Below are 25,575 nucleotides of genomic sequence, written 5' to 3'. Positions count from 1 at the left end.
GCGAACTTTCACCCGATCGCAGGCACCCTGTCACCCATCGTGAGCGCGAGGTTGATCGGCTACAAAGGACCGGCGCCAGTTCGTCTGCCGATGCGGAAGGCACGATTGATTTCGGCCAGTTCCGCCGATAGCAAACGGCACGATTCGCAAGCACTGAGGTGCTCCTCAACCTGGCTGGCCTCGCGCTTCAGCAAGCCGTCCCGGGTCCAAGCCCCGAGGCGTTTGACCGTGGGAGCGCATCGTTTCGCGTTGTCGACAGCCAAATGGGCCTGAAGATAACCTTGACGAAGGCCTTCTCGTGCTCGGTAAGCCAAAGCCGAGACACCACTGGCTGTGAGCCCTAGTTCGGGCGCGATATCCGCGGGCGCCCTACCTTCGATTTCGGTGCGCCAGAGGACGTCTTGCCACCGCGCAGGCAACCGCGCGAACGCCCTGGCCGCAAAGCCTCGCTCCAGGCCGGCTATCGCCGTATCGCTGAAGGGCACGCTAACCAGCACAGGATCGACAGTCGCCGTGATGTCCTCCGACAGCTCGACTTTCCGATCTCTACGCGTCTTCTTATAGGCGGTGTAACGCAGCGCCGTGAGCAGGTACGAGCGAAAAGCGGTGCTAGGGCCTCGGCCAGAACGAATTATCTTGAGAACCTTGCTGAACGCCTCGGCCACCAAATCGTCAGCCTCGAAGCTCGAACGAGCAAGCTGCCGGGCCAGGTTCTGAGCCGACGCGACATGCCGCTCGTAGAGTTCGCCATACGCCGTAATGTCTCCGTTCCGGACCGCGAAAATCAGCCGGGAGTCGCTTCTCTCCGGAACTTCGCCGATCGACGCCCGAGCCCCTGAACTGCTACCGCGCGTACAGCAAACACGCCTACGCCAGCCGCCCTTCTCGCCAGAACGATCAATAAGTTGAACCACGTCTGCGTACCCCAATTCCGTTCTGTGTCAACAAAAGCGCGTTTCTGCCTGCCTGCTATCAGGGCGGCGAATCGCCAGGTTCAGCAAGCTCGTGTCGTCCCGGCCCGGACGAGTCGAGCAAGGAGACAGCGAAGGCCGGGAAGAGAGCAGCCATGGCGCGCACGCAGCACAGCGGGCACAAGGTGTCCGGGACCGGTGGCCGCTGTTCCCAGATCTCTTCGATCGGAAGTCCGCATAGCCCGAAGCACTCGTCGTTCGGCCAGACGACGTGGACACGACCGGCATAACGGTCCGCGGTCCCGCCCTGCTGGTTGGTACCCCAGAAAAGTAATGGCTGCACCTGCGTCTGCTGCATGGTTCACCGAACCCACGCGGTTCGACGGACATATTGGTGACACCCAGCCGCCTGAGCCCACGAAATCAGCGAAGGCATCACCGTTGATCTTTCCTTCCATGGCGCCGCTTTCGTGCGCGAAAGAGCGGCAGAAGTTGGAACCGGTGGCCCGATCCGGGTCGGGGGCCACATCGGGCCACCGGAGTTGCAAAGCGCCCGCGGTGCCGCGGGAGCAGGTCTGTCACCGAGCGACGGACGTCGCCATCGCTCTTGTGGTGGCGATTACCGCGGACTGAGGTGGGAAGTCACCTCGCGCCGTCGGCTTGCACTCCCAGCGCCAGAGATCGAGCCGTTCGTCGTCCGGAGATGGCAGGACGACGTGGTCTCCCAAGGGAGCGACGGACGCACCGAACCGGAGCAAATCGGCGAAGACAGTCTCGTTCGGCTTATGGCCGGGCCCGGTGATGAACGTCCACCGCTCGGTATGGGGCCGCTCGATCACAGGTCCTGCAAGCATTCGAACGCGCAGACCTGCGAGCACTCGGCGACCAAGGTCGCGGGGCATGCTGACTGCGCCGAACAACCCTCCCATGGGAAGGAGGATCCGCCGCGCGAAGGGATCAACGGCAGCAGGCAGGCAATACTCGTTGCGATAGAAGGCGCACCGCTCTTCCGGAGTTGAGCCCGAACGTGTAGCTGGGCCGCCAGGCGTCGAAGTTGTCACCGCAAGCCACCTCCTTCTGCACAGGGGCGGTCAGAGAGCGCGGGTCGCTCGTTGCTGACGGATTGCCGTGGGCTGCGCGGCCGGGCGACGAGGTGCTCGAAACCCCGGGAGGCGAGGGTCGAGTCCGACGTCGTCAGCGGTGCCTCGGGGGCTGGGCGCGATGGCAAATGACGACAGCGCTGAATCCGGCGCTTCTCAGCCACGTACCACCAGCCGACACCGACTCCGACCACGCAGCCCACTAGAAGAAGGAGCGCCACTGCGATCGCCACCCCAGACCCCCTGGACATTTCAACGGGGGCTTCTAAGGCACTGGGGAGAACCGCGGCCGTCGCAGCGGCGATGTTAACTTGTGTACACATCGCTTCACGCTCCTTCGGGACCTGGTGTTACCTGCCCTGCCTCTCGACTGTAACTTGTGTACTCAAATTAACTAGCCCACCGAATGAGTGAATTGCGGATACGCTCCGCGACAGGACACCCTGTGGAGGTGAAGGACTCCGTGACGCAACACCTGCAGTTGCCGCCGCCCGTCATGAAGGTCGTCCTCGGCAACCAGCTGGCCAGGCTGCGGGAAGCCGCTCATGCGACGCAAGACGACGCGGCGACGGTTCTGGGCTGCACTCAACAGAAGATCGCTCATATCGAAAGTGGCAGCGGGATCAAGCTGATCGAGCTCAACGCGCTTCTCGACCGCTATGACGCGAACGAGTCAGACCGGGTCTACACGCGAGACCTTCAAGCCGAGAGCAACCGCCGAACCAAGCGCGGCGCCTTCAGCACCAGGTTCCGCCAGTACCTGCGGCTGCTGGTCGACATGGAACCGAGCTGCACCAGGTACTCCTCATACCAAGCGCTCGTCGTCCACGGACTTCTGCAGACGGAGGACTACATGCGCACGAACGCGCGTGCCTGGCGACCTTCGCTGACTTCCGAGGAGATCGACAAGTACGCCGCCAATCGGCTGGCGCGGCAACGAGTGCTGGACAACACCGACCAGCAGTTCTGGTTCATCCTCGACGAGGCCGCGCTCCATCGGACCGAAGGCGGTCCGGTCATGAAGGCGCAGATCGCGAAGCTCATAGAGGCCATCGATCGCCCGAACATCGAACTGCAGATCGTGCCGTTCGCCGCTGGCTACTACATGGGCCAAGGGCACGACTACACCATCTTCGGTTACGACACGAACCCTGCGGTTGACATCATCTATCTCGAGCAACACGACGGCGGCGAATACGTCGACAACAGCAAGCGGACGGCGCGGTACCTGACGCTCTGGGATCACCAGAAGGCAGCTGCCAGCGGGCCAGAGCAGACGCGCCGCACCTTGCTCGACATCGCTTCGTCGCTGTAGCCGGTTGCGGCCTCGTCGAGAGCAGAAGGGCACGAGCAGGTAGATGGACATCCAAGACGCCCATAAAGACCACCTCGATACCGATTTCAAGGAGTGGCACAAGTCCCCCCTGAGCAATCCGCCGGACAACCAGTGCGTCGAGGTCTCGATCACCAAGGACGCCGTGGGCCTCAGGGACAGTCGGAACCCGGACGGCTTCGTGCTGGTCTTCGATCACGGTGAGTGGGAGGCGTTCGTCGGCGGCGTGGCCAACGGAAGCTTCCGGTTGCCGAGGCCGAGCTGATACCTGGCCGTAGATCCGCGGAGAACGGGCCAGATTCGGCCCGTTCTCCGAAGACCTCGGGCCTACGGTTTCGACGCCATCCGTTCCGCGAGGTTCGCGGCGACGTCGGCGAACGCGACCTGGCTCTGTTCGCCGGACTCCATGTCCCGCACGGTGACCGTCCCCCGTTCCTGCTCGTCCGGACCGTAGAGCAAGACCCAGCGGGAACGCTGCTCGTTGGCCCACTTCATCTGCTTCGCCAGCTTGCCGGAGGAGCCAAGGTAGACGGCCGTGCGCAACCCGCGGGCGCGGAGCTGGCCGGCCAAGCTCACGATCTCCCGTTCCGAGCCAAGGACGGTCAGGGCGACGTCGAGGCCCTGTTCCATCGGGGCTTCGGCCTCCTGGATCGCGAGGATGCGTTCCAGGCCGATCGAACCGCCGCAGGCCGGCATGTCCGGCCCGCCGAGCTTGGCGACCAGCTGGTCGTAGCGGCCTCCTGACGCGATCGAGCCGGGATACCCCGCTGCGGAGACTTCCCAGATGGGACCTGTGTAGTAGTCCAAGCCGCGCACCATGCGCGGGGTGAACCGGACACGGCCTGCCGGGAGATCCTCGGTCAAGGCGAGCAAGCGGTCGACCTCGGCCAGTCCGGCGCGGCCCCGCTCGGTGGCGCCAAGCTGCTGGCGCACCCGCTCGCTGTCCGGGGCGATCACGTCAGCGACCAAACTCTCGGCGACGGTCGCGGTCAAGCCGCGTTCGACCAGCTCGGCGATCACGGCCTCTGGGGCGGCCTTGTCCAGCTTGTCCAGTGAGCCGAGCACGCGCGTGCCCAGCTCGTCCGGGATGCCGTAGGCCTCCAGTAGACCTGCCAGGGCCAGCCGGGAGTTGAGCTGGAAGACGAACTCCTTGACGCCGAGTGCCTCGAGTCCGCTGTTGATCGCCCACACGATCTCGGCGTCGGCCAACGGAGACCCCGAGCCGAAGATGTCGATGTCGCATTGGACAAACTCACGGAATCGTCCGCGGGCGGCGCGATCCGCCCTCCACACGTTGTCGATGACGTACCGCTTGAACGGCAGCGACAACCGGCTCCCATGAGTGACCACCGCGCGGACGGCCGGGACGGTGTGGTCATAACGCAGGGCCAGGTCGGCTTCTCCGGTGGCCTCGTGGACACCGCGCTTGAGGATCTTGAAGATGAGGCTGCTCGCCTCCTCCCCGAGTTTCCCGGCGAAGACCTCGAGCCGCTCGAACACAGGCGTGGTCAAGGGCTGGAAACCATGATGCTCGAAGATCGTGCTCACCCGGTCGAATGCGAGCTTCCGGCGACGGACCTCGTCGCCCACGAAGTCGCGGGTACCTGATGGTGGCTCGACCTTCGCCATGAACCAGCCCTTCACACGTAGTGGATTGAGTGGTCATTCTCGCCGAACACCCGACCTGGTGACGGGACCGGCCCCAGTCAGAATGCTTCGTGCCAGTCCCCGAAGAACTCCCGCAGCAGGCCGAGCACCTGTCGCTCGCTGTTCTCGTCGCTGAGTCCGGTCCGCATCATCGGCGTGCCCTCGATCGGGTTCAGCGGTTCCCAGCCGCCGACGTCGTTCATGAGCTTCGAGACACCTTTGAGCAGGGACAACGACAGCTGCGGGTTGAGCGCGTCGAGAGCATGCGCCAGGACGTAGATCGCCGACCGCTGCGGTGTCGTGGAGTCCACCCGTTCCCGGTAGTTGCTCGCGCTGTAGCGCGGATAGCAGGCGTCCAGCAGGTACTTCGGGATCTCCCACAGCGGGAACAAGCAGTCCACCGTGCCCATCCGCCGAACCGGATACGGGAGGGGCTTACGGCCGTTGAATAGACAGAACAGGAGCTCGGCCGCCAGGTCCTCCCGGTTGTAGCCGACCGCCAGAGAGCGGGCTCCCCGATCCGTGCACAGGCGCCGGCCGACCAGGTTCACGAAGAACGTCCCGAAGAAGTGCACGGTGTCCGGGCCGAAATCCCTCCTGAACGACTCCCACAGCTCCGCCGGGGACTTCGTCATGCCGAGCAGATCTGCCATGTCCTGCGCGTACAGGACCACATGCTCGAACCCCGCGCTCTCGCACAGCTCCCGAGCACGATCGACCGCGGACTCCGGCCACAAAGGCTCCATCGCCAGCGTGAAGCAGACGACGTTCCCGGCCGACTGCCCGGTCGTGGAAACGAACTGCTTGAGTCCGTTCACCAAGGTATTGCTGTCCCCACCGCCGGAGATCCCGGCCAGGATCGGACCGGTGACTTCGTACTGGGCAAGGAAGTGCCCGATCCTGCTCGCCACTATCTCCCGCAACGTCGTTTCGTCGACCAGATACGCCCGGGCCATCGGCTCGTGACTGCCCACGTCGAGGTCGGGCAGGGCGACGACCGGACTCTCGTCGTGGGCGACGAGTTCGACTTGAGGGGCTCGAAGCGTCGTGATGTCGGTGTTCCGGATGCACCGCAGCACGACCCGGTGAGCCGCCGGCACCTCGTTCAGCACCGTCGTCATCGGCGTTGGCCGCAATCCCTCTTGATCGTCGACGACATAGGCTTGAAACAACGACGGCGGCAACTGGTTCGCCAACAGCATGTCCGCCAGCGACCAGGTCTCAGGTGGCTTGAGGGACCGCGGGCCGGCAGTGAACTCCAAGCTGACACGTTGCCGATCAATAGTCATCAGAAGAACGTCCTCCCAGCTCGCGGTCCCATCGCCCTACAGGTGCGCGGTCAGCGCGACCGGCGTCATGAACTCCTCGAGGCGCGACGGCGTCATCCGATCCAGACCGTTCCGGACGGGAATCGTCTCGGCGACCAGGGCCGCCAGCTCGGTCACTTCAAGCCGCTCGTCTGACGCAGCGACCGCCTCCGACTGGGTAACAAGGGATGCAGGCACAGCAGGACCTCCAATGGGCTCGGGAAAGCTCGACTCCATCGAAGGTAATGAGGCGATCACCACCTGTGAACACTGCGCAGTTGAAGCGAAATCAGTACGTCGGTGAGGCTTACGGCAAAGCACGCCAACCGGGCCAAGGGCGCTCTCCGTGCTTGCCCTGGAGACATTCGAGACGCCATACCGCCTGCTCCTGTGCCGTACGGTTCTGCGCTGCGACTTGCACCGCCATGCACGTCATCCGGAACTCACGGATGTCTCTGAACAGATCGAAACCGTCCCACTGACTCACGTCGTGTCCGTAGGTGGCGCAGAAGCCGTCATATTCTTCCCGGCTTATCCAAGCGAAGGATCGGTACTTGATCGCCGTGTGCACGAGGTCCCATTCGGGCGGACCGATCGCGGCCCGCTCGAGGTCGAGGAAGACGACGCGATCATCGGCGGTCGACACGACGTTGCCCACCCAGGCGTCGCCGTGTACGACACACCATGGCAAGCCGTCTGGACGACGGACCCAGCGGTCTTTGAGATCTCCGAGCAAGTCCCGCATCCAGTCCCGGTCCGACGAGTTGAGCGTCGTTGCCCGGTCGATCCGCTCGGCCAACCTCACGAAGGGCTGGATCTCGGAGAGTTCGAAGGTTCGGGGCGGGTCGGCATCATGGAGCCGCCGGAGCGCCTTGGCGACTTCTACGGGCGTTCCATGTTTGTGCGGCGGCAGTTCTCGCCAGAACGTCACCGCGTGGCCATCCACGACCACAGGCTGGTCTTGAGGGCCCGCCAGCTCGACAGCTGGGATGTGCGCCTCCTCCAGCCATCGAGCGACCTCGACCTCCTTGCGAGCTGAGGCGACCTGGCCGGTACGGGCGATTCGGGCGACCAGGCCGTGCGCCACGCTGATGATCGCGTTTTCGCCAAGGCGGATGACCTCTGCGTTCGACGTATCCAGTCCCGCGGTCGCGCACGCGCGTGTCAGCAGATTCAGGGCGTCCTGTTCGTCTGTCAGCTCGGTCACGCGACCCCGAGCCGATCACCGATTCCACTCTGCAGCTCAGCCACTTCGGACACTCGCCGGTGATCGTGTGCGAATGTGCGCAGCTCCCGCAGGTCGTCGGCGGCTCGTTTCGATGTAATCGTGCCTGCCTCCTGCAAGGCCCGGGTCCCGATCTGGGCCGCTTCAACAGGATCGCCCGCGCGCATCGTCAGCGAGGCCAGCTTGATCCCGGAGATAGCGCGCGACCGCGCGTACGGTTCAGAATGGCCGGCGACGGCGAGCGCGAGGCGATCGCGTGCCTCACCGACGAAACGCCCGTCGACAGCGAGATCGAAAAGAGCGTGGCCGGTGTCGCCAGCATGCTGAGCTTCGTCGTAGTACCGCATCCAGACAGGGTCGTTGTCAGGCGAGACATTGGCGAACTGCTCATCCGCGAGGCCCACCGTGTATGCGGCTTCAGAGACCCGGTGGAGCTTGGCGAGTGCTCGAGCGCGCGCGGTCAGCAGCATGGCTCGTTCGGATGCCGTGAGCCTGTCAGCACGGACCATGGCCAGCTCGACCAGCGTCAATCCGGCGTCGGGATCTCCACACCAAATTTCTTGCCTGGCCATACTGGACAACACCTTCGCGCGAAGATGCCAGTCGTTGGCTTCCTCGGCACAACCACGAGCGAACTCGAACATCCGGCGAGCGTCGTCGTGGGCGTAGGCATCGAACGCCATGAAGGCCGCGGTGTGGCCGAGAAATCCGACAGCTGAGTGCAGGTCGCTGTGGAGTCGCTCGCTGTATCGCGCGTTGAGAAGGCCGGCGGAGTACCGCAGCTGGGCTGCGACGGCTTCACGAACCAGACCGCCCCCATACGTATGGTCCCAGGTGCCGAAGAGCTGCGCGGCCGTCCGGACCTCTTCGATCTCCTTTTGGCCGACGACGGAGGGAACCGGTGTCGGCTGCCGCGTCAGCAGCGCCTCACCCAGCGGGGCCACCACGGCTCCGGCCGTGACCCCCAGAGCGGCACGCAAGAAGTCGGAGCGTTTCACGGTGTCCAGGCTAGCCAGCCGCGACCGCGACCGGCGAAAGCCGAGTTCGGCGTCCGTCGCGACGCCGAGCACAGCGCGAAGTCCGTCTCGGTAGTCCGCCTGCGGCCACCTGATCGCCCCGCGTTCAAGCTTGCCGATGTAGTTGCCATCGAGCTCGATCGTCCGGTTCAGATGATCATGCACCCAGGCATTGACCTGCTCGGCAAGCTCAGCCCGGCTCAGGAACTCGCCTGGCACTTGCGCCGATTCCGTGCGCATTCGAAGTTGCCGAAGTTGATCGTTCGGTCCAGACACGACCGCCTCCCCGGAGTGCTCGTCTCTCGTGATGATCGCACAGTAATCGGCCCATTACTCCTTTGAACTCTCCCTGTAAACCTCCCCCGATCCTCCCCTTGACATCCCAGGCATCCGGCGTTCCGCCAGGTGGCAACTCGAAACCAGGGTGGACGTATGACCACTCCGAGGACAAGAGCGATGGGTGAACAGCCGACCTGCACCCTGCTGACGCCTGCCTTCGAGCGGGGAGCGGACACGGGGCGTCGGCAGGATGGGATGCAGCCGTGCCCGCGGGCCTTGTCCTTGGCGGGCATATGAGCGCGCCCGAAGCGGAGCGCCGAGCAGTTGAGGAGTTCCCGGTACTGCGTAAGCTGATCGATCTTCGAAGTACCGCCCAGTGGTCCTTCTTCCCTGTCGTCACGGCGAGCGAAGTCACCGAGATCCGCGGAGTACGTGCCTGGGTGTACGGATGGGCCGACGCGCTTTTGGTTCGCTACAGCAGCGATGCTGCCGCGCTTCGGGTAAATCCCGACGACGAGATCGTCTGGCAGCAGGACGGCGGCCTCGCGGACATTGTGGACCGATTGAACGAACTGCCGCCCCCGGAATCTTCCCGGGCGCCCTCCCTCGCCATTGCCCACGCGGGCCGGCTCCTCTGGACACCAGGTCGAAGTCTGTAGCAACGCAGCGTTCGCGTTCACTTTCGCGCTGTCGTACGGACTCATCGAGAGGATCAATGTTCACCAGCGGAAACTCCTCGTCGACGCACTGCGCCGAGGCCCAACGACCAGACATTCAGGTGCCGAGCAGGACGCGTCCGACGTTCGACCTTGACTGGGCATTGGTGAACCTTCCGTCCCGCGAGGTACGAGCACACCACGTCTACGGCCCCCAATTACAGAAACGTGTTGCACGGGAGTACGAGCGCGACTACAACCTCACCGCGGCGAAACTCGCGAAGACTTACGGGACGTCGCCCTCATGGATACAGAGGGCAATTGAAAAGTCTGGCGTCGAACTCCGTCCCAAAGGAGCTAGACGCAAGCCCAGACCATACACCGACGCGCAACTACGAGCCGAGTACGAAATAGACCAGAAATCAGTTCTGGCCATTGCACAGAAGCACTCTGTCGGGCTCAACCTGGTATATCGCGATATGACCAGGCTGCAAATACCGCTTCGCAGCGTCAGAGAGCAGCGACGGTTGGATCAATCATGAACTGACACCCTGCGCACGTTCGGGCAGCAAAAGGAAAGACAGCTATGAGCAAAGATGACCCATCCCTCCCAAGCCGACTTCTCGGCAGCGAGCTACGTCGCATACGGAAGCGCGCAAAGTATCAAGCAGTCGACATTAGCCGCATGACCGGCATCGGGTCATCAAGCATTTCGAGACTTGAGAAGGGCGCCCGAAGCCTGGACAGTTTCGAGGTAGCGTTTATTCTCGGACTCATCAAAGCAACACCCAGGGAATTCTCAGACGCCATGGCCCTGACAGGGCTTGCATCCTCAAAGACCTGCACATTAAGGCACCCTGCAAGGTTCCCCGATCAAGTCGGCCCGCTGCTCGCGCTCGAGGAGCAAGCGGCGAACGCGATGATCTTCGACCCTGCCGGAGTACCAGACCTTCTCCAGACGGAGTCGTACATTCAAGCTGAACTCTCGATACTCAACACGCCTGTTTGCAACCATGAGCCCTTGCTTGAAGCACGAAAGCTCCGTCAGCGACGGTTCTCCAACGTCAACGGCATGCAAGCAACCTTCTATCTCGATGAGCGAAGCTTGTATCGTCATTCAAATGTCGCTTCGATGATGCGAGACCAGGTATTACACCTGACATTCATGGCATCGACTTCGCAATGTCACATCAGGATCGTGCCTGCCGAGATTCCCGTTCCAGCCATGCCCGGGACAGTAGGGCTTTTTGAAGACCCCGAACTCCCCACGCTTACGAAGGTCGAAACCCCCTTCGCGACCATATTTTCCCAGAACGAAAGCGATGTCCGGTACTGCAGCCAGGAGTTCAAGAAGCTCCAAAACTACGCGCTGGACGAAGACGAATCAATCGTATGGATGACCACACTGGCCGATAATCTCCAGCCGCTTACAGCCGATTGAGCCACACTCGACGTTGCAGCCAAGCCGGAAGCCGGCTTACGCGACCCCAGCTCGCCTCAGTGAGGTTTCGAACACTCACCAGCAAGAATGTCGCCGCGCCGCCAGGCTGGGGCGCAGCGGGCGCGGCCCGTCTCTGTCTCCATCGTCGAACGGCGCAGTCTCCGTCGCAGCCCTTCCGCCGCCCTCAACGTCCTCTAGCGAAACCCTCGGAGGACGTCAGGTCTGGGTAACCGTCCGGAGCGCCCACCACCCGTTCACCGATGACGTGGACTTCGAAACGCCGGAGGTCGTAGCCTCCGGCTTCCCACGCCATGTCACTTGTCTCGACGCGCCACTCACGCCCGGTGACACGCTCCCGCACCAGCCAGCTCAGCCCGCCCACCTCCTTGACCTGCACGTCACGCTGCGCTTGACCACGAAACCTAGCACGACAATAGAACATATGTTCGCATCCCGGTTCGGGAGGGCGGCCCGCCGACGGACACCTCGGCGGCCCGACATGCTCGAAGGCTGACGGAAAACATGACACCCAGCGCCGGATCCCTCTGACGCTAAGTCCCCCGGGGCGCGACGTCGTCTTCAGCCATGGTGACGTGCCATTCCGCGCGAGCAAGGAGCTCGTCGAAGGTCACGACTTCGGGTTCGTGGAGCTGTCGCCGATACAGCTCGAAGGAGCGGATGCGGTCGCGATGATGCCCGCCGTCGCGCCCGAGGAGTTGGTCAAGGGAACCGATGACCAGGAAGGCCCGGGGCTTGAGCATGTAGGTGAACCCGCCTGGCACATCCGAGCCGTCAGGAGCGACGTCACCGAGGCGTTCACCGATCTCGTTCACCGCTCGATGCACCGTGCCCTGCACCTGTGCCACCCCGCCTGCCAACTCGTCGGAGGGCGGCCAGCACCCTGACCTGTACTCGGTGGCGGACAGCAGTGCGGTGCGATGGGTCTTGATCTCGGCGAACACCATCGACTTGATCCGGCCGGAGGTACGGAGCAGCGCGTCGGCCCGCTTACCCACACTTACGACCGATGCGCCGGCGACGACCTGTTCCAGCTTCTGGTCACTCCATGACGTGAGCAACTGGCCGGCGAGCGGCACTCCGAGTATCCACGGATTGTCTTCGAAGAACCGTTGCCACACTGCCTCCCGCCGTGTCCCAGGTGCTTGCTCGACCTCGGCGTCGAAATAGTCGTCGTCACTCAGCAGGCGTCGGAACTTCTGTAGCTGACCGCGGCGATGCGACAACGCGATCACATCGCGCGCGGACTCGTCGTCGGAGATCAACTGCCGCAGCTGCGATGGGTCTTCGCGGTAGATCCGCGTCAACGACTCCGGATTGGCGAACAGCTCCCGTACCAGGGAGTCATCAACCCGTACGGATTGCTCACCGTCGACCGGGATGCACTCGAGGGTGCGCAGCAACTCCACCAGCCGTCCCGCCTCCGGCTGCCTCAGGTTCAGCCTCGTCTCCACTTTTCCCTGACCTTTGACCGGCACCCGCTGCACCCAGAGCTCACGAACATTGCCAGCTTCCCGCGCAATCAGCAGCTTGACCTGATACCGGCCAGCCGGCGACTCGGAGACCAGCCACTGCTCTCCATCAAGTTCCGCAGTTGTCTCTACCTCGGGATCGAACACCTTGTACACGAACCGGGCAGGTTGACCGTTGTCTGCGGAATTCGGCCATGAGATCGGGAAGCTGGCCGACGCGTAAGTCCTGCTTGGAAGCCTGCCCTGCGCGTACATCGTCTCGTCGACGTCTTCGCCCCACGGGTCCACATCCACTAGTCGCACCCCGCTCTCTGCCCGGCCTCGAGTGACCTCTGGCGACCGCTAGACCATTGCCCACAGGGGTCGGCGGCCCGCTACCCGCCGTTACGGCGGTTACTTCACCGAGACCAGATGTGCGACAGCGAGACCGGAGCTGATGGAGGACAGGGCCCGGCTCGTGTCGCTGACCCACGTGCCGACCAACGGCGGCCTGGTCAACAGCCGGCCGAGGTCGGCAGGGTGACCCGCGCGACCGGCGTCCTGCATCTGCTCAAAACATTCCCGACGCGTCGTCATCACCGCATCCACCAGCCCTCGGCAGGGATCACGTCGACTGCCAGGGTCTGTCACCAGAATAGGCGGAGTAGCTGCCTCATCGGGCTCACTGGACTGGAAGTAGGGCATCCCGGATCGCCTTGTTTCGGCTGTGTCGCGCTTAGGAGCTTGGCGGCAGGTAGCCGTGGAGGAAGGCGTGTACTCCGGCGGTGATGAGTTCGTTCTTCTCGGTGTCGTCGAGGGGCGGGAGCCCGGTGTGGGCTCGGCTGTTGACTTCGCCGAGGACGAGCCAGATGTAGTGATTCGCGGCGCGCTGTGGGTTGTCGAGCTGGAGCAGGCCGCGGTCGGCCAGGTGCTGGAAGTGGCGGGCGAGGGCGTCTTCGGTGCGTCGTGGGCCGTTGTCGTGCCAGGCGGCGAGCAGGGCGCTGGGGAGGTTGGTGGACTCGGCGGTGAGGTGGCGGACCATGGCGAAGTGGTCCGCGAAGTCCGGTCGCGGCGTGACCCAGTCAGTGCCGAGCTGGACGAGAGCGGCCTGCAGGTCCGTCACGTGGTCGAGATGGCGTTGCATGATCTCGGCGAGCGCGGCGGTCACGTGGTGCGCGCTGTCCTGGACCACGGTGGCGCAGAGGTGTTCTTTGCCGGCGAAGTGGTTGTAAATCGTGCGGGTGGAGACCTCAGCATCCGCAGCGATCGTCTCGATGCTCGCGCGGAGGTAGCCGTCGCGGCCGAACACGGTGCGCGCGGCTCCGAGGATCGCGTCGCGTTTGGCGACACGTCCTCGCGCCTGGCGTACAGCATCGTCCTGATCGGTCATGACACCTCAAAGTGCAATCGCTGTTGTACAAACTTGCCATGCCGATTGTACTTTGGTGGGTATGGGGTCAGGACTGGGGATCGGGAAGCCGTCCGACGTCGGCGTGCGCACCCGTTGGGGCGCGGTGGGGTTGCTGGCGGTGGCATCGTTGATCGTGGGGAGCGAAGTCAGTCTGGCCGGGTTCGCGCTTCCCTTGGTCGGCACGGAGTTCGGGGTCGGCGCCGGGGCGACGGCATGGGTGCTGCTGGCGTATTCGTTGCCGATGGCGGCGTTGGCGATTCCGGCCGGGCGGTGGGTGGACCGGGCCGCGCCTCGGCAGGTGTTCCTGCTGTCGCTGGCGGCGGTCGGCGTGACTGGGGTGGTGTCGGCGGTGGCGCCGTGGTGGTGGCTCGTGCTGGCGAGCAGGGCACTGCAGGGGGTGGCGGCGGCGGCGTATCTGGCGGTCTACCTGCCTCTGGTGACGGCGACGGTGCGAGAGAATCAGCGGGGCCGCGCGTTGAGCGTGATCGCCACGGTGATGATGATCGGCAGCATGGCGGTCGCGCCGCTGGGCGGGCTGGTCGCCGAGGCCTGGGGATGGCGTGGGCTGTTCGTGGCGAAGGTTCCCCTGTTGATGCTACTGATCGGCCTCGGCCGCCTAGGCCTCCCCCGCGATCCGGAGCGCGGGGGTCACGCGTTGCCGGTGCCCGACCGTTCCCTTTTGGGCGATGCCGCCCTGGTGGGCGTGGCGGTGACGGCCGGGCTGCTGGCCGTGGAACAAGGCACGGACCGGTGGTGGCTCGGGGCCGGTCTCGCCGTGATCGCCGTTGTCGCCGCGGCGTGGTGGTGCCGGCTGCGCACCTCCCGTCCCGTGCTCGTCTTGGTGCGGCGGCGGACCTTCGGCTTCCCGGTGGTGTCGCTGATGATGATGGCCTCGGCCGGCGGTCTGGTGGGATTCTCGCTGCCGTTCCTGATCTCCGAGGTCTGGCGACGCGGACCGGAGGTGCTGGGCGTGGCGATCCTGGTCTTCGTCGCGACGGCATCGGTCGTGTCACCGCTGGCCGGTGTGCTGGCCGACCGGTGTGGGGCACGGCCGGTCGCGGCGGTCGGCGTGACGATCACGGTGGCGGGCATGCTGACCATGCTCAGCGTGGACGGCGCCACCGATATCGGCGGGCTGAGTTGGCGGATGGTCGTGATCGGGGTCGGAATGGCGCTGGCCAACTCGCCGATCATGACGCTGATCCTCGCCGCCGCACCAGCCGACCAGACCGGCACCGCCGGCGGCGTCGCCAATCTGGGGCGCACCCTCGGCAGCACGATCGGCCCGGCCGCTGCCGCGATGGCCTGGAGCCTCACCGGCGGTGGCCTCGGCGGATTCTATGCCGGAGTCGTGGCACTCTCGATCCTGGTGCTGACCGGGTTCGCCACGCTGCTCGCCGCCCGTGCCAGCACGGCAAGGGGCCGGGCGGCTGCGTCCTGACTCAGTGAAACCGGTGGAGACCGAGCGGTTGTCGGTCGGTCCGAAGCTGGTGCCGCAGCATTTCGTAGGTCGCGGCTCGGCTCAGGTCTTTCGTGCGGGGGCGGGTGGGCAGTCTGTCCAGCACTTCGTCCGGATCGCAAACCCGCACGGGCACCCCGAAAAGGTTCAACCTGGTCGCTCCGAGTCGCAGCCGGCCGTGGGTTCCGGTGATCTCCGGTGGCACGTCGAGCATGCCCAGCCGTGTGACGAACAGGTGGTCCAGCTGCTGCAGGGTCGGTGGTTCGGGCAGCCAGGCACGACACTGCTCCACGCTGGGGCTGTCGGCCCAGTCCGGGAAGTAGGCCGGTACTGCGTCGAGCTCCACCAGCAACGCAGCGAGACGGCGCAGATTCGCCGGTTCCGGAGACGGAACCACGTCGAGGTCGTTGGGTTCGAGGTCGGCACCGTACACAGCCAGCACCGTGGACCCGCTGAGCACCCAATCGATCTCGCGATCGTGCAGCGACCTCAGCAACTCCGGCATCCGGAGCGACGGTCGAGCCAGTGGATCCAGCACGTTCACCACACTAGCCGGGCGGGCGCGGCACCACCCCGGAGATTTCGCGTAGCCGGTAATTCCGTTGCCCTGCCAGGAATACCGGTGTGAGATGAGAATTCCGCAGGCACCAGACTTCGAGGAGACGCCCCGTGGCCGCCGGGTTCCCCGTGATCAACCGCCCCGAGCTGAAGACCGTTCTGGTCTCCACCCACGACGTGGACACCGCGGACCATCAACGAGTCACAGCCGATTCCCTTGTCGCAGCATGGAAGGAGAGTCCGTGGCCGCCGGATGTCCTGTCCTGGAGCTGTTTTGTCAGCACGGATGGCGCGCATGTTCTGAGCTACACGCAAAGCACGGCCGACCATCCGCACGCCGCGCTACCCGGCCTGAGCGGCACCAGCGAGCAGCCGACCGTGTACCGGTTGTACCGCAGCCTCATCACCGCGGAGGAAACGCGGGTTCCAGGCTGTTTGGTGACCGCGTTGTTCGCCACCGACGGCCCGCGCCGGCAGCGCGAATTCGTCGACACGCTACTCGCCGCCCTACCCGAGGACGAGGGCCATCCCGGTGCCATCTCGGCGCATTTCCACCTCAGCGTCGACGGTGCCCACCTGCTCAACTACACCGAATGGACCTCGCAGGACGCACACAGCGAGGCCGCGGCCAGCGGCGCCCACGACGAGCTTCACGACCTCTTCGCCAACACCCCAGGAGTGCGCCCACTCGGCGGTCGGCGCTACCACCTCCACCACAGCCGGTCGGCTACCGGATGACGCCGTCTCGTTGTGACGGCAGGGTGTAGGCGAGCGCGGCCACGATGACCATGAGTGCCGCGATCACCACGAACGCGCGGCTGTAGGCGGCGGAAAGCGCTTCGGGGGTCGAGGTGTGGTTGCCCGCGACGGTGACCAGGACGGCCAGGCCGAGCGCACCTCCGACCTGTTTGGTGGTGTTCATCAGCCCTGAGGCGGCCCCGGCGTCCGCCGTGTCGACGCCGGAGGTGACGGTGGTGGTGATCGGTGTGTTGAGCAGGCCGCCGCCGATCGAGAAGACGATCGCCGGGCCCAGGATCCCGGTCAGGTAGCCGCTGTCCGGTGTCAGCAGGCTCTGCCAAGCGAATCCGGTGGCGGCGAGGAGAGCGCCGATCGCGATCAGGGTCCGGCTGTCGACGTGCCGCATCAGCCACGGGGTGACGCGGGCGGCGACCAGGATGGTGACGACGGTGTGCGGCAGGAACGCGAGACCGGTCAGCAGCGGGCTGTAGTGCAGGACGTTCTGCATCGACAGGGTCAGGAAGAACCACATCGGGTTGAGGCAGGCCCCGGCCAGCAGCATCACCACGTTGCCGAGACTGATCGCCCGTGCCCGGAACAGGCGCAACGGAATGACCGGGACGGCGGCGAAGCGTGCCTCGACCACGACGAATCCCGCCAGCGCCGCGCCCCCTGCCAGCAGGCTCGCCACCGTCACCGGGGCGTCCCAGCCCGCGTCATGGGACTGCGTGATGCCGTAGGTCAGCGCGGTCAGGCCCAGTGTCGCCAGGACCGCGCCCGCCAGGTCGAGCCGTGGGCGTGCCGCCGGACGGTCGCCACCGGAGAGGTACCGCAGAGCGAGCACGATGGCTCCGGCGCCGATCGGGACGTTGATCAACAGGATCGATCGCCAGGAGAGGTACTCGGTGAGCACCCCGCCGAGGAGGTTCCCCGCGGTACCGCCGGCGACTCCCACCGCGGTCCACAGCGCCAGCGCACGAGTACGCCCAGGGCCTTCGGGAAAGGTGGCGGTAAGCACCGTCAACGTGGCCGGAGCAAGGACGGCGGCACCCACGCCTTGCACCGCGCGAGCGGCGATCAGCAGCCCCGCGGTGTCCGCCAGCCCGCCCGCCAGACTCGCACCGGAGAACAACGCGAGCCCGACCAGGAAAACCCGCCGGCGGCCGTAGAGATCCGCCAGCCGCCCGCCGAGCAGAAGAAGCCCGGCGAACGTCAGCGCGTAGGCATTGACCACCCACTGCTGATCCGCGTTGCCGAAACCGAGCGACCGCTGGATCGACGGCAGGGCGACGTTCACCACCGAGATGTCGAGCACGACCATGAACTGGGCCGCACACGCCAGCGCGAGAACCACCTGCGGCCCGGCAGTCCTTACCGCCGGGCCACTCGGATCGACATCACGAAAACCCACCGCGCCTCCCGGCCTCATCGTGATACATGGGTATCATATACGCTTGTATCATAACTCGTTCGCGAAGGAGGCCGCCTGGTGCCGAGGACCGTCGACCATGAGGAACGGCGTGCTCAGATCGCCGATGCGCTGGTCCGCGTCGCCGCGCGAGAAGGGCTGCACGCGGTCACGATGCGAGCGGTGGCCGCCGAGTCCGGAGTGTCGCTGAGGCTCGTTCAGTACTACTTCGACACCAAAGAACAGCTGCTGCTGGGTGCGTTGAGGCACCTCGAACGACGGAGCCGTCAGCGGTGGGCAGCGCGTCTCGCCGGCTTACCGGATCCGGTGCCACCGCGGTACTTCGTCGAGGCGTTCCTCGCCGAAGCGCTGCCGTCGGACGAGGAAAGCCGTGTCTTCCATCTGGTCGGCGCCTCGTACGCGGTACTGGCGATGACCGATCCCCAGCTGAGCGCCGAGCCCTTCGCCTCCAGTGTGGACGACCTCCACCGGCAGCTCGCTGACGCGCTGCGGCGAGCGCAGGACGACGGACAGCTGACCCCGGGCGTGGACGTGTCGCTGGAGGCCGCACGGTTGGTGACGCTCAGCCATGGCCTGGGCACCAGTGTCCTGATCGGACAACAGGATGTGGACGGCGCGACCGCGGTGTTGCGGTATCACCTGGACACCCTGTTTTCGACCCACAGCGGGGAAACCGTGGCGGCTTTGCCTCACTCGACCGCCGCATCGGACCAGTGAGGGGCGGAGCCGTGACGGCTCCGCCCTCACTGTCCGGCCTGTGTCAGTGGCTGCCGGCGAGTTCGCCGGTGAGCTTTCCGTGCATGCGTGCGCTGTGCTTGTTCAAGCCGACGATCTCGACGGTCTTGCCCCGTGACTCGTACTTGGTGGTGATCGCGTCGAGCGCGGCGACGGTGGAGGCGTCCCAGATGTGGGCGTCGGTCAGGTCGATGACGACCTTGCCCGGGTCGTTGGCGTAGTCGAACTGATAGACCAAGTCGTTGCTGGACGCGAAGAACAGCTCTCCGGTGACGGCGTAGACGACCTCGGTGCCATCCGGATCGACGACGGCGGTGACCTCGACCAGGTGCGCGACCCGGCGCGCGAAGATCACCATCGCGGTGAGGCAGCCGACGATCACGCCGATCGCGAGGTTGTGGGTGATCACGACGACGGCCACGGTGACGACCATGACGGCGATCTCGCCCGTGGGCATCCGCTTGAGTGTGGCGGGAGCGACGCTGTGCCAGTCGAAGGTACTGAAGGCCACGAGCACCATGACCGCCACCAGCGCGGCCATCGGGATCTGCGAGACCAACGGCCCGAAAGCGATGCACAGGACCATGAGGAACACGCCGGACAGGAACGTCGAGAGCCGGGTCCGGGCTCCGGCGGTCTTCACGTTGATCATGGTCTGACCGATCATCGCGCAGCCACCCATGCCACCGAAGAACCCGGTGACGACGTTGGCGACGCCCTGACCGATCGCCTCACGGGTCTTGTTGGAATGCGTGTCGGTGATGTCGTCGACCAGCTTCGCCGTCATCAGCGATTCCATCAGCCCGACCAGCGCGAACGCGAACGCATACGGGGCGATCAGTGTGAGGGTGTCGAAGGTGAACGGGATACCCGGGACGCCCGGCGTCGGGAGCGAGGACGGCAGCGAACCCTTGTCACCGACCATCGGAACCGCGATCCCCGCGGCGATCGTCAGCGCGGTCAAAGCCACGATGGAGACCAGCGGCGCCGGAATCGCCTTGGTCACCTTCGGGAACAGCACCATCAGCGCGAGACCGCCCGCGAACAACGGGTACACCGGCCACGGCACGTCGATCAGCTCCGGCACCTGCGCCATGAAGATCAGGATCGCCAGTGCGTTGACGAAGCCGACCATGACACTGCGCGGCACGAACCGCATCAGCCGGGCGACACCCAGTGAGCCGAGCACGATTTGGAAGAGGCCGCCCAGGATCACCGCGGCGATCAGGTAGTTCAGCCCGTGTTCACGTGCCAGGGGCGCGACCACGAGGGCCATTGCGCCGGTCGCGGCGGAGATCATCGCCGCACGGCCGCCGACGACTGAGATCACCACGGCCATGGTGAAGGACGCGAACAGCCCGACGCTGGGGTCCACGCCGGCGATGATGGAGAAGGAGATCGCCTCGGGGATCAGCGCGAGCGCGACCACGAGGCCGGCCAGGACCTCGGTGCGGGCGACCTTGGGTGACAACCAGGACGGACGAGTGCGCAGGCGCGCGGACGCCATGGACAACAGATTCGACACAGACGAACAACCTGACATGATCGGGCGCCACGCAGGCGCGTTACAACGTCACGCCCTCATGGCGTGCTGGAAGGACAGTGGCGGGCGAGGCGCGCAAGCGCGGGCATCGGCCCGGGGCATTGCTCGACGGGCGCGGACTAGCTCGGGTCGGTCACAGCACCTGCTCGATAGGCAAGGGAAGCTCCTCGGCTCGGACAAGGGAGTCGGGGGCTTCGGTGACCCCGGCGGCCCGGCGGCAAGATCGCCGCCGTCGTCGGCAACTCTCACCTAACGTTAGACGAGAGATCACCACTCCGCGGAGCCCCTGCCGCCAAATGAGTGCGGGATCACGTCCACGCCAGCCCCTATCCACGGACATGCCTTCAACTCTTCCCTAACGTGAGTGTAGGGTTTGGAGGAGGTCGCCGCTCGTCGTTTTATCGCGACATGTCCGACGGGAGCCGTGAACGAGTGAGTACCGACGGCGTGGTGCAGGCATCGGCATCACTGACGTTGCCGGAGTTCTGCGTCCATGTGGAAAACGCGTTCCTCGCCGATCGGCCGGGGATAGCGGACCTGCGCGAGGCGGCATTGGCCAGCCACGCGTCACCCGCGGTGTTCGCGGCCCTGAACAGTCTGCCGGATCGCCGGTTCGAGTCCTTGATGGACGTGCTGGCCGAGTTGCCCGAACTGTCCTTCGACGGTGGCGCCGAATGAGGGGCCGTCGCTACGCCACTTGGTCGGAAACCTCTCACTGGCGTGGGCAAGCGCATGATCGCGGCCGGGCGATCCGCACGGCGTTGACACAGTTGGTGGGCAACGGCCAGCCACCGGCCGCGTCGGCGCCACGGATCGCGTTGATCGGCGGGTTCGACCGTGGCAGCCGCACGATCCGTGCCGCGGTCACGTCCGTGGTGACGGAGCACGGCTGGAGCCTGCTTGATCTGCCGGCTGTTCCGGCGTTCGGTGCCATTCCCGCGGGCGGTGACATCACCATCGTCGTTCCGGCGAATCACAGAATGCGGGCCGCGGCACGCCGGTGCGCGGCAGCCTGGGCGTGCCGTGTCGTCGATCCTGCCGACGTCGTGGCCCATCCGTCCCCTCTCGCGGCCCGGGCTTGTCCGGCGGTGGCCATCACGACTGCGGACGGCCTGTCGGACCATTGCGCGTCGCGCTGGGAGATCCGGGGTTCGTTGACGTACCGCACCCGGACCGGGCCTGAGACGCCGGTGACGACGCTCGCCCTCGAACCTGCCGACGACGGGATCGTGCTGGACCAGGTGCGGGACCACGACCACAAGCACGCCCGTCTGGGGAGTACCTCCGTGATCTTGCGTCTCGACCTGCCGACCGAGGGAACGATCGATGGCCACGCGCAGATGTTCCCCGCCGGCAGGTACACGTTCACCGCGCAGCCGCGGCGCTACGAGCACCTCACCGGCACGGACGGACTCGACTGACCCACTCAGGCAAGGCGGTCGGCCAGTGACCGCAGTCGCCCGGCGACGTCCAGCCGCCGGAGCCACTTCTCGGGCAGAGAGCCGGCTCCGGAGCGGGCGCCCGCGAGCGCTCCGGCCATGGCGGCGATGGTGTCGGTGTCACCTCCGGCCCGCACGGCGTAACGGATGGCCTCATCCGGCCGGTCGGGATAGGTGAGGAAGGCCAGCAGGGCCGTCGGGACCGAACCCAGCGCCGAGGCGTCATTGCCGAGCGCCCGACCGGCGTGCTCGGGATCGGGGCGGTGGCGGACGAGTTCGGCGACGCGGTCGAATTTCTCGTGCCATGGGGCCGAGCGCACCACGCGGGCGAGGTCGTGCAGGAAGGCGGGCACGGCGAGCGCCCGCGTCGGATCGCTGTGCAGCGCCAGGTAGGTCGCGGCGGCCTGGCACGCGGCGCCGTGTTGTCCATGTTTGTGGGCGTGAGTGACCGCCGCGGTGCGGCTGGCGAGTTCGGCGGTGTGGTGCAGGCTCGTTCCCACGAGGGCGACCGGGGCGACGCGCATCGCCGCGCCGTTGCCGAACGATCCCTGTCCTTGATAGAAGGCGCGAGCGGCGTCGGGCCACGGGACACCCGCGTTGATCAGTCCGAACACCTTCGGGGTGCCTTCGCCGTAGCCGCGCCACGGTTCGGCGCGCCACGCCTCGGCGAATTCCCGGGCGAGGACGTCCTCGTCGAGCAGGGTGGTGTCACGGTGCTCGGCGAGGTGGCCGGCCAGGACGAGGGCGAGCGCGGTGTCGTCGGTGTGGACGAGTCGGCTGGGCGCGCGCTCCTCGGCAAGGACATCGTGGGCGCCGACGCTGGCCCTGCCTTCGAAGGGAGCGCCCAGGGCATCTCCCAGCGCGAGGCCGAGGAGCAGTCCGCGTGCTTGGTCGCGGGTGATGGGGTTCATGGCGATCGTCATCTGGTTCGTCCGGTCTCGGGTCGGGGGACCGACTCGGCGTGGAGCCGGTACAGAGGTGGCTGGGCCAGAGCGATGCGGTAAGTCCCTGGCTTCAGGGTCCGGGAGACGCCGTCGACGGTCGCCACGGCCGGAGCGGGTATGCGCACTGTTCGCGGGCCGGGGCAGAAGCTGACCGCCGCGCCGATGTCACCGGTGACGCCGAGCAGCAGACCGTTTTCCGAGGGGCGCGCGAATACCTCCGCGAGAGCCGGATGCTCCTCGGCGAGCACACCGCGAAGGTGAAGGTCGTGCAGGATGATCAGCTGCCGATGGCTTGGGCCGGTGAGCGTGAGCGTCGGAACGGGTCGCAGCCACAGGCGCAGGGGGCCGGGCGGGCTACAGCGGCTGTCCGGGAGCAGGACCGGGGCATGGCATGACATCGCACGGCGTTGTGCGGCTGATGCGACGGAATGGTGCGTGGCGAGAACCAGGCTTACCCGGCCTACCGGCAGGCTCCCGGGAGAGTCGTCGATCACGGTGACGCCGGCGTTTGTCGCACTCTCGAGTAGTGCGTCGCGGGTCAGGGCGCTACCTCGATCGCCGCCGCTCACCACGACGACCACGTCGCCTGCCCCCAGCGCGAGCGGACTCGGACAGGGCGGCGTGGGATCAGCGGCACGGAAGAGGCAGCGGAAGGCGAGCAGCAACCCTTCCTGCAAGGAGCCCAGCTGCTGAGTGATGACCTCTGTCCGCGCACCGGCCATCACCACCTCCATACCACTACCCTACTCTAACGTGACAGTAGACTCTAGCGAGGAGTCCGAACCGGAGGTGGCTTTGACGGACGTGCAGACACGCGACGAACAGCACGAGCGTGCACATCTGGCCGAGACGGTGCGTCTGCTGACGGCCGAGCTGGAGCGTCTCATCGGTTCGATCGACAAGTCCGCCAGCTCCATCCAAGAGCGGAAGGAGTTCATGTGGGAGAACTGGCGTGACATGGACAGCGCCGAGAAGGCCGGTTTCCGCACCGACGTGAACATGTCCGTCGTTCTGGGCGAGCACGCGGTGATGCTCCGGAAACGTATCGAGCGGCTGCTGCAGTCCCCCTATTTCGGGCGCGTCGACTTCCGCACGGACGGCGATGAGCACGCCAGGGACTACTACATCGGCGTGCACAATCTCTCGGATCCCGAGACTCAGGAGGTCGTGATCCACGACTGGCGGGCTCCGGTGTCGAGTCTCTATTACGACTTCGAGTCCGGCGAAGCGCATTTCGAGGCGCCCCAGGGCATCGTGCGCGGCGACATCACCGGTAAGCGCCAGTATAAGATCCAGGGCGGGCGCCTGGAGTACATGTTCGACAGCTCGCTCAACATCGGCGACGACGTCCTGCAGCGGGAACTGAGTCAGTCCGCCGACGACAAGATGAAGAACATCGTCGCGACCATTCAGCGGGAACAGAACGCGGTGATCCGCAACGAGACGGCGCAGGTTCTCATCCTGCAGGGTGTCGCGGGGTCGGGGAAGACGTCGATCGCGCTGCACCGGGTGGCGTTCCTGCTCTATCGCTTCAAGGACACCCTGTCCTCCGACAACGTCATGATCCTCTCGCCGAACAAGGTCTTCGGTGACTACATCGCCGATGTGCTTCCCGAGCTGGGTGAGGAGCAGGTCGCGGAGATCGATTTCGACAAGATCGCCGGCAGGTTCCTCGCCAAGGTCACCGGCTACGAGACGTTCAGCGAGCAGGTGGTCAGCCTGCTCGACCACACCGATGAGGCGGCAGCCGAGCGGATGCGTTACAAGGCGACGCCGGAATTCGTCACCTGCCTGGAGAACTGGCTCGCCGAGCGGGCGGAGAAAGACTTCGTGCCGACCGACATCGAGCACAAGAGCACCCGGCTCTCCGCGGATTGGGTCGCGGACGCCTTCGACGAGTCCCGGGCGCTTCCGGTCTTCACCCGGCTCGACCACGTGGCCAACACCGCTGTCCACCTGCTCAAGAACCAGGTCGTGGACAAGGGCGGCAAGTGGTCGGCTGCCGACACCGCCAAACTCCGCAAACAGGTCCGCGCCATGTTCCCGCACAAAGACCCGTTCGGGATGTACAAGGCGTTCTACGCCGATCCCGCGCGCCGCGGCCTGTTTCAGCCGCTCGGCCGGAAAAAGATCGAGTACGCCGACGTGTTCCCGTTGATCTACACCATGATCAGAACCGCGCGGCAGGAAAGCTACGGCCACATTCGCCACCTGCTGGTCGACGAGATGCAGGACTACACACCGATCCAGTACGCCGTGCTGCGCGAGCTCTTCTCGTGCAAGATGACGATCCTGGGTGACTCCAACCAGTCGGTCAACCCGTTCAGCTCCTCGTCACTATCGGCAATCCGCGACATCTTCCCGGACGCCGACTGCCTGGAGTTGTGCAAGAGCTACCGCTCCACGAGCGAGATCACCGACTTCGCCCAGAACATTTCCCGCAACGACAAGCTCGTCCCGATCGAACGCCACGGCCTGCCGCCCCAGGTCATCGCCTGCGCCAGCCCGCGAGACGAGACAGCGCGGATCGTGGACCTCATCGAGCGGCACCGGCACAGCGATCAGCGATCTCTCGGCATCATCTGCAAGACCGTCGCCCAGGCACGAACGCTCCACCGGGCCTTGTCCGAGGCCGGCGTCGAGCTGACTTTCCTGGACTACGACAGCACGGCCTTCGCCGCCGGCGTCGTCATCACTTCGGCGCACATCTCCAAGGGTCTGGAGTTCGACGCCGTGATCGTGCCGCACGTGGACGAGGAGAACTACGCGAGCGACATGGACAAGAGCATGCTCTACATCGCCTGCACCCGGGCCATGCACGAGCTCCACCTGACCCACACCGGACCGCTCTCGCACCTCCTGGCGTTCGCCGGGAAACCCGAACACCGTGTCGGCGCCGCCGAAGCGCGCGTCGGTTGACCCGGCGAAGTACAGC

23 protein-coding genes are annotated in these 25,575 nt (G+C 65.6%); 10 read left to right on the top strand and 13 right to left on the bottom strand.

The features are described from left to right. Positions 1-59: 59 nt before the first annotated feature. Both AC069H_RS27860 and AC069H_RS27855 read right to left on the bottom strand, forming a co-directional pair. On the bottom strand, positions 60-929 hold the full coding sequence (locus AC069H_RS27860; protein WP_478226955.1) for a sigma-70 family RNA polymerase sigma factor: 870 nt from the start codon (positions 927-929) through the stop codon (positions 60-62). A gap of 43 nt (positions 930-972) precedes the next feature. Next, complete coding sequence (locus AC069H_RS27855; protein WP_478226954.1) at positions 973-1,269, bottom strand: hypothetical protein; 297 nt, start codon at positions 1,267-1,269, stop codon at positions 973-975. Positions 1,270-2,462: 1,193 nt separating this feature from the next. On the opposite strand from AC069H_RS27855, the gene AC069H_RS27850 reads away from it, so the two are divergent. Then, positions 2,463-3,326, top strand: coding sequence for a helix-turn-helix domain-containing protein (locus AC069H_RS27850; protein ID WP_478226953.1), 864 nt, complete (start codon positions 2,463-2,465; stop codon positions 3,324-3,326). Between the two features lie 43 nt (positions 3,327-3,369). Continuing rightward, positions 3,370-3,609, top strand: a complete 240-nt coding sequence (locus tag AC069H_RS27845) for a DUF397 domain-containing protein (RefSeq protein ID WP_478226952.1) — start codon at positions 3,370-3,372, stop codon at positions 3,607-3,609. Positions 3,610-3,671: 62 nt separating this feature from the next. Here AC069H_RS27845 and hisS read toward each other — a convergent pair whose 3' ends face one another. The 4 genes from hisS to AC069H_RS27825 all read right to left on the bottom strand — a co-directional run bounded on the left by hisS (position 3,672) and on the right by AC069H_RS27825 (position 8,815). Next, positions 3,672-4,973: a histidine--tRNA ligase gene (gene hisS, locus AC069H_RS27840; protein ID WP_478226951.1), complete on the bottom strand. Its 1,302-nt coding sequence runs from the start codon at positions 4,971-4,973 to the stop codon at positions 3,672-3,674. 77 nt (positions 4,974-5,050) lie between these two features. Further along, entirely contained in the window at positions 5,051-6,253 is a 1,203-nt protein-coding gene (locus AC069H_RS27835) for a tRNA lysidine(34) synthetase (RefSeq protein ID WP_478226950.1), read from the bottom strand. A 352-nt stretch (positions 6,254-6,605) separates the two neighbouring features. Further along, complete coding sequence (locus AC069H_RS27830) at positions 6,606-7,505, bottom strand: phosphotransferase (RefSeq protein ID WP_478226949.1); 900 nt, start codon at positions 7,503-7,505, stop codon at positions 6,606-6,608. Further along, positions 7,502-8,815, bottom strand: a complete 1,314-nt coding sequence (locus AC069H_RS27825; RefSeq protein ID WP_478226948.1) for an XRE family transcriptional regulator — start codon at positions 8,813-8,815, stop codon at positions 7,502-7,504. Before AC069H_RS27825 ends, AC069H_RS27830 begins: the two co-directional genes overlap by 4 nt. 296 nt (positions 8,816-9,111) lie before the next feature. Here AC069H_RS27825 and AC069H_RS27820 point away from each other — a divergent pair, with 296 nt between their 5' ends. Next, a complete protein-coding gene (locus AC069H_RS27820; protein WP_478226947.1) occupies positions 9,112-9,477 on the top strand; it encodes a hypothetical protein in 366 nt (121 codons plus the stop codon). Between the two features lie 682 nt (positions 9,478-10,159). Beyond that, positions 10,160-10,915, top strand: a complete 756-nt coding sequence (locus tag AC069H_RS27815; protein WP_478226946.1) for a DUF5753 domain-containing protein — start codon at positions 10,160-10,162, stop codon at positions 10,913-10,915. Positions 10,916-11,466: 551 nt separating this feature from the next. On the opposite strand, the gene AC069H_RS27810 is transcribed toward AC069H_RS27815, so the two are convergent. Both AC069H_RS27810 and AC069H_RS27805 read right to left on the bottom strand, forming a co-directional pair. Beyond that, a complete protein-coding gene (locus tag AC069H_RS27810; protein ID WP_478234309.1) occupies positions 11,467-12,699 on the bottom strand; it encodes a Shedu immune nuclease family protein in 1,233 nt (410 codons plus the stop codon). A 421-nt stretch (positions 12,700-13,120) separates the two neighbouring features. Next, positions 13,121-13,774, bottom strand: coding sequence for a TetR/AcrR family transcriptional regulator (locus AC069H_RS27805; RefSeq protein WP_478226944.1), 654 nt, complete (start codon positions 13,772-13,774; stop codon positions 13,121-13,123). A gap of 61 nt (positions 13,775-13,835) precedes the next feature. On the opposite strand from AC069H_RS27805, the gene AC069H_RS27800 reads away from it, so the two are divergent. Continuing rightward, entirely contained in the window at positions 13,836-15,236 is a 1,401-nt protein-coding gene (locus AC069H_RS27800) for an MFS transporter (RefSeq protein ID WP_478226943.1), read from the top strand. Position 15,237: 1 nt separating this feature from the next. Here AC069H_RS27800 and AC069H_RS27795 read toward each other — a convergent pair whose 3' ends face one another. Continuing rightward, positions 15,238-15,792 carry a hypothetical protein gene (locus AC069H_RS27795; protein WP_478226942.1) on the bottom strand — a complete coding sequence of 185 codons (555 nt, stop codon included), beginning with the start codon at positions 15,790-15,792 and terminating at the stop codon, positions 15,238-15,240. Positions 15,793-15,923: 131 nt separating this feature from the next. Between AC069H_RS27795 and AC069H_RS27790 the strand changes: the two genes are divergently transcribed. After that, positions 15,924-16,550 (top strand): antibiotic biosynthesis monooxygenase family protein, encoded by a 627-nt coding sequence (locus AC069H_RS27790; protein WP_478226941.1) that lies wholly within the window; start codon positions 15,924-15,926, stop codon positions 16,548-16,550. Here the strand turns inward: AC069H_RS27790 and AC069H_RS27785 are convergent. Continuing rightward, positions 16,540-17,961, bottom strand: a complete 1,422-nt coding sequence (locus AC069H_RS27785) for an MFS transporter (protein WP_478234308.1) — start codon at positions 17,959-17,961, stop codon at positions 16,540-16,542. The genes AC069H_RS27790 and AC069H_RS27785 overlap by 11 nt on opposite strands. Before the next feature lie 78 nt (positions 17,962-18,039). On the opposite strand from AC069H_RS27785, the gene AC069H_RS27780 reads away from it, so the two are divergent. Beyond that, the gene (locus tag AC069H_RS27780; protein ID WP_478226939.1) at positions 18,040-18,696 is read left to right on the top strand and encodes a TetR/AcrR family transcriptional regulator; all 657 of its coding nucleotides are present in this window, start codon (positions 18,040-18,042) and stop codon (positions 18,694-18,696) included. A 43-nt stretch (positions 18,697-18,739) separates the two neighbouring features. Here AC069H_RS27780 and AC069H_RS27775 read toward each other — a convergent pair whose 3' ends face one another. Then, complete coding sequence (locus tag AC069H_RS27775) at positions 18,740-20,221, bottom strand: SulP family inorganic anion transporter (RefSeq protein WP_478226937.1); 1,482 nt, start codon at positions 20,219-20,221, stop codon at positions 18,740-18,742. A gap of 444 nt (positions 20,222-20,665) precedes the next feature. Between AC069H_RS27775 and AC069H_RS27770 the strand changes: the two genes are divergently transcribed. Next, positions 20,666-20,935: a hypothetical protein gene (locus AC069H_RS27770; RefSeq protein ID WP_478226936.1), complete on the top strand. Its 270-nt coding sequence runs from the start codon at positions 20,666-20,668 to the stop codon at positions 20,933-20,935. An 83-nt stretch (positions 20,936-21,018) separates the two neighbouring features. Next, positions 21,019-21,678 (top strand): hypothetical protein, encoded by a 660-nt coding sequence (locus tag AC069H_RS27765; RefSeq protein ID WP_478226935.1) that lies wholly within the window; start codon positions 21,019-21,021, stop codon positions 21,676-21,678. Positions 21,679-21,683: 5 nt separating this feature from the next. Here the strand turns inward: AC069H_RS27765 and AC069H_RS27760 are convergent, their stop codons facing one another. Together AC069H_RS27760 and AC069H_RS27755 are read right to left on the bottom strand one after the other, a co-directional pair. After that, complete coding sequence (locus AC069H_RS27760) at positions 21,684-22,619, bottom strand: ADP-ribosylglycohydrolase family protein (protein WP_478226934.1); 936 nt, start codon at positions 22,617-22,619, stop codon at positions 21,684-21,686. Then, the gene (locus tag AC069H_RS27755; RefSeq protein WP_478226933.1) at positions 22,616-23,374 is read right to left on the bottom strand and encodes a hypothetical protein; all 759 of its coding nucleotides are present in this window, start codon (positions 23,372-23,374) and stop codon (positions 22,616-22,618) included. The genes AC069H_RS27760 and AC069H_RS27755 overlap by 4 nt, the downstream gene beginning before the upstream one ends. 19 nt (positions 23,375-23,393) lie before the next feature. On the opposite strand from AC069H_RS27755, the gene AC069H_RS27750 reads away from it, so the two are divergent. Next, the gene (locus AC069H_RS27750) at positions 23,394-25,559 is read left to right on the top strand and encodes a HelD family protein (RefSeq protein WP_478226932.1); all 2,166 of its coding nucleotides are present in this window, start codon (positions 23,394-23,396) and stop codon (positions 25,557-25,559) included. Positions 25,560-25,575: the final 16 nt, after the last annotated feature.

The organism is Amycolatopsis sp. NPDC043887 (genome assembly GCF_056435665.1).
This window is presented reverse-complemented; position numbering and strand designations above follow the sequence as displayed.

Bases quoted from the DNA above. Each gene is read 5' to 3' on its own strand.
- AC069H_RS27755 (WP_478226933.1), bottom strand. From the start codon at position 23,374: ATGGAGGTGGTGATGGCCGGTGCGCGGACAGAGGTCATCACTCAGCAG.
- AC069H_RS27820 (WP_478226947.1), top strand. From the start codon at position 9,112: ATGAGCGCGCCCGAAGCGGAGCGCCGAGCAGTTGAGGAGTTCCCGGTA.
- AC069H_RS27800 (WP_478226943.1), top strand. From the start codon at position 13,836: ATGGGGTCAGGACTGGGGATCGGGAAGCCGTCCGACGTCGGCGTGCGC.
- AC069H_RS27805 (WP_478226944.1), bottom strand. From the start codon at position 13,774: ATGACCGATCAGGACGATGCTGTACGCCAGGCGCGAGGACGTGTCGCC.
- AC069H_RS27760 (WP_478226934.1), bottom strand. From the start codon at position 22,619: ATGACGATCGCCATGAACCCCATCACCCGCGACCAAGCACGCGGACTG.
- AC069H_RS27845 (WP_478226952.1), top strand. From the start codon at position 3,370: ATGGACATCCAAGACGCCCATAAAGACCACCTCGATACCGATTTCAAG.
- AC069H_RS27775 (WP_478226937.1), bottom strand. From the start codon at position 20,221: ATGGCGTCCGCGCGCCTGCGCACTCGTCCGTCCTGGTTGTCACCCAAG.
- AC069H_RS27855 (WP_478226954.1), bottom strand. From the start codon at position 1,269: ATGCAGCAGACGCAGGTGCAGCCATTACTTTTCTGGGGTACCAACCAG.
- AC069H_RS27815 (WP_478226946.1), top strand. From the start codon at position 10,160: ATGACCGGCATCGGGTCATCAAGCATTTCGAGACTTGAGAAGGGCGCC.
- hisS (WP_478226951.1), bottom strand. From the start codon at position 4,973: ATGGCGAAGGTCGAGCCACCATCAGGTACCCGCGACTTCGTGGGCGAC.
- AC069H_RS27770 (WP_478226936.1), top strand. From the start codon at position 20,666: ATGTCCGACGGGAGCCGTGAACGAGTGAGTACCGACGGCGTGGTGCAG.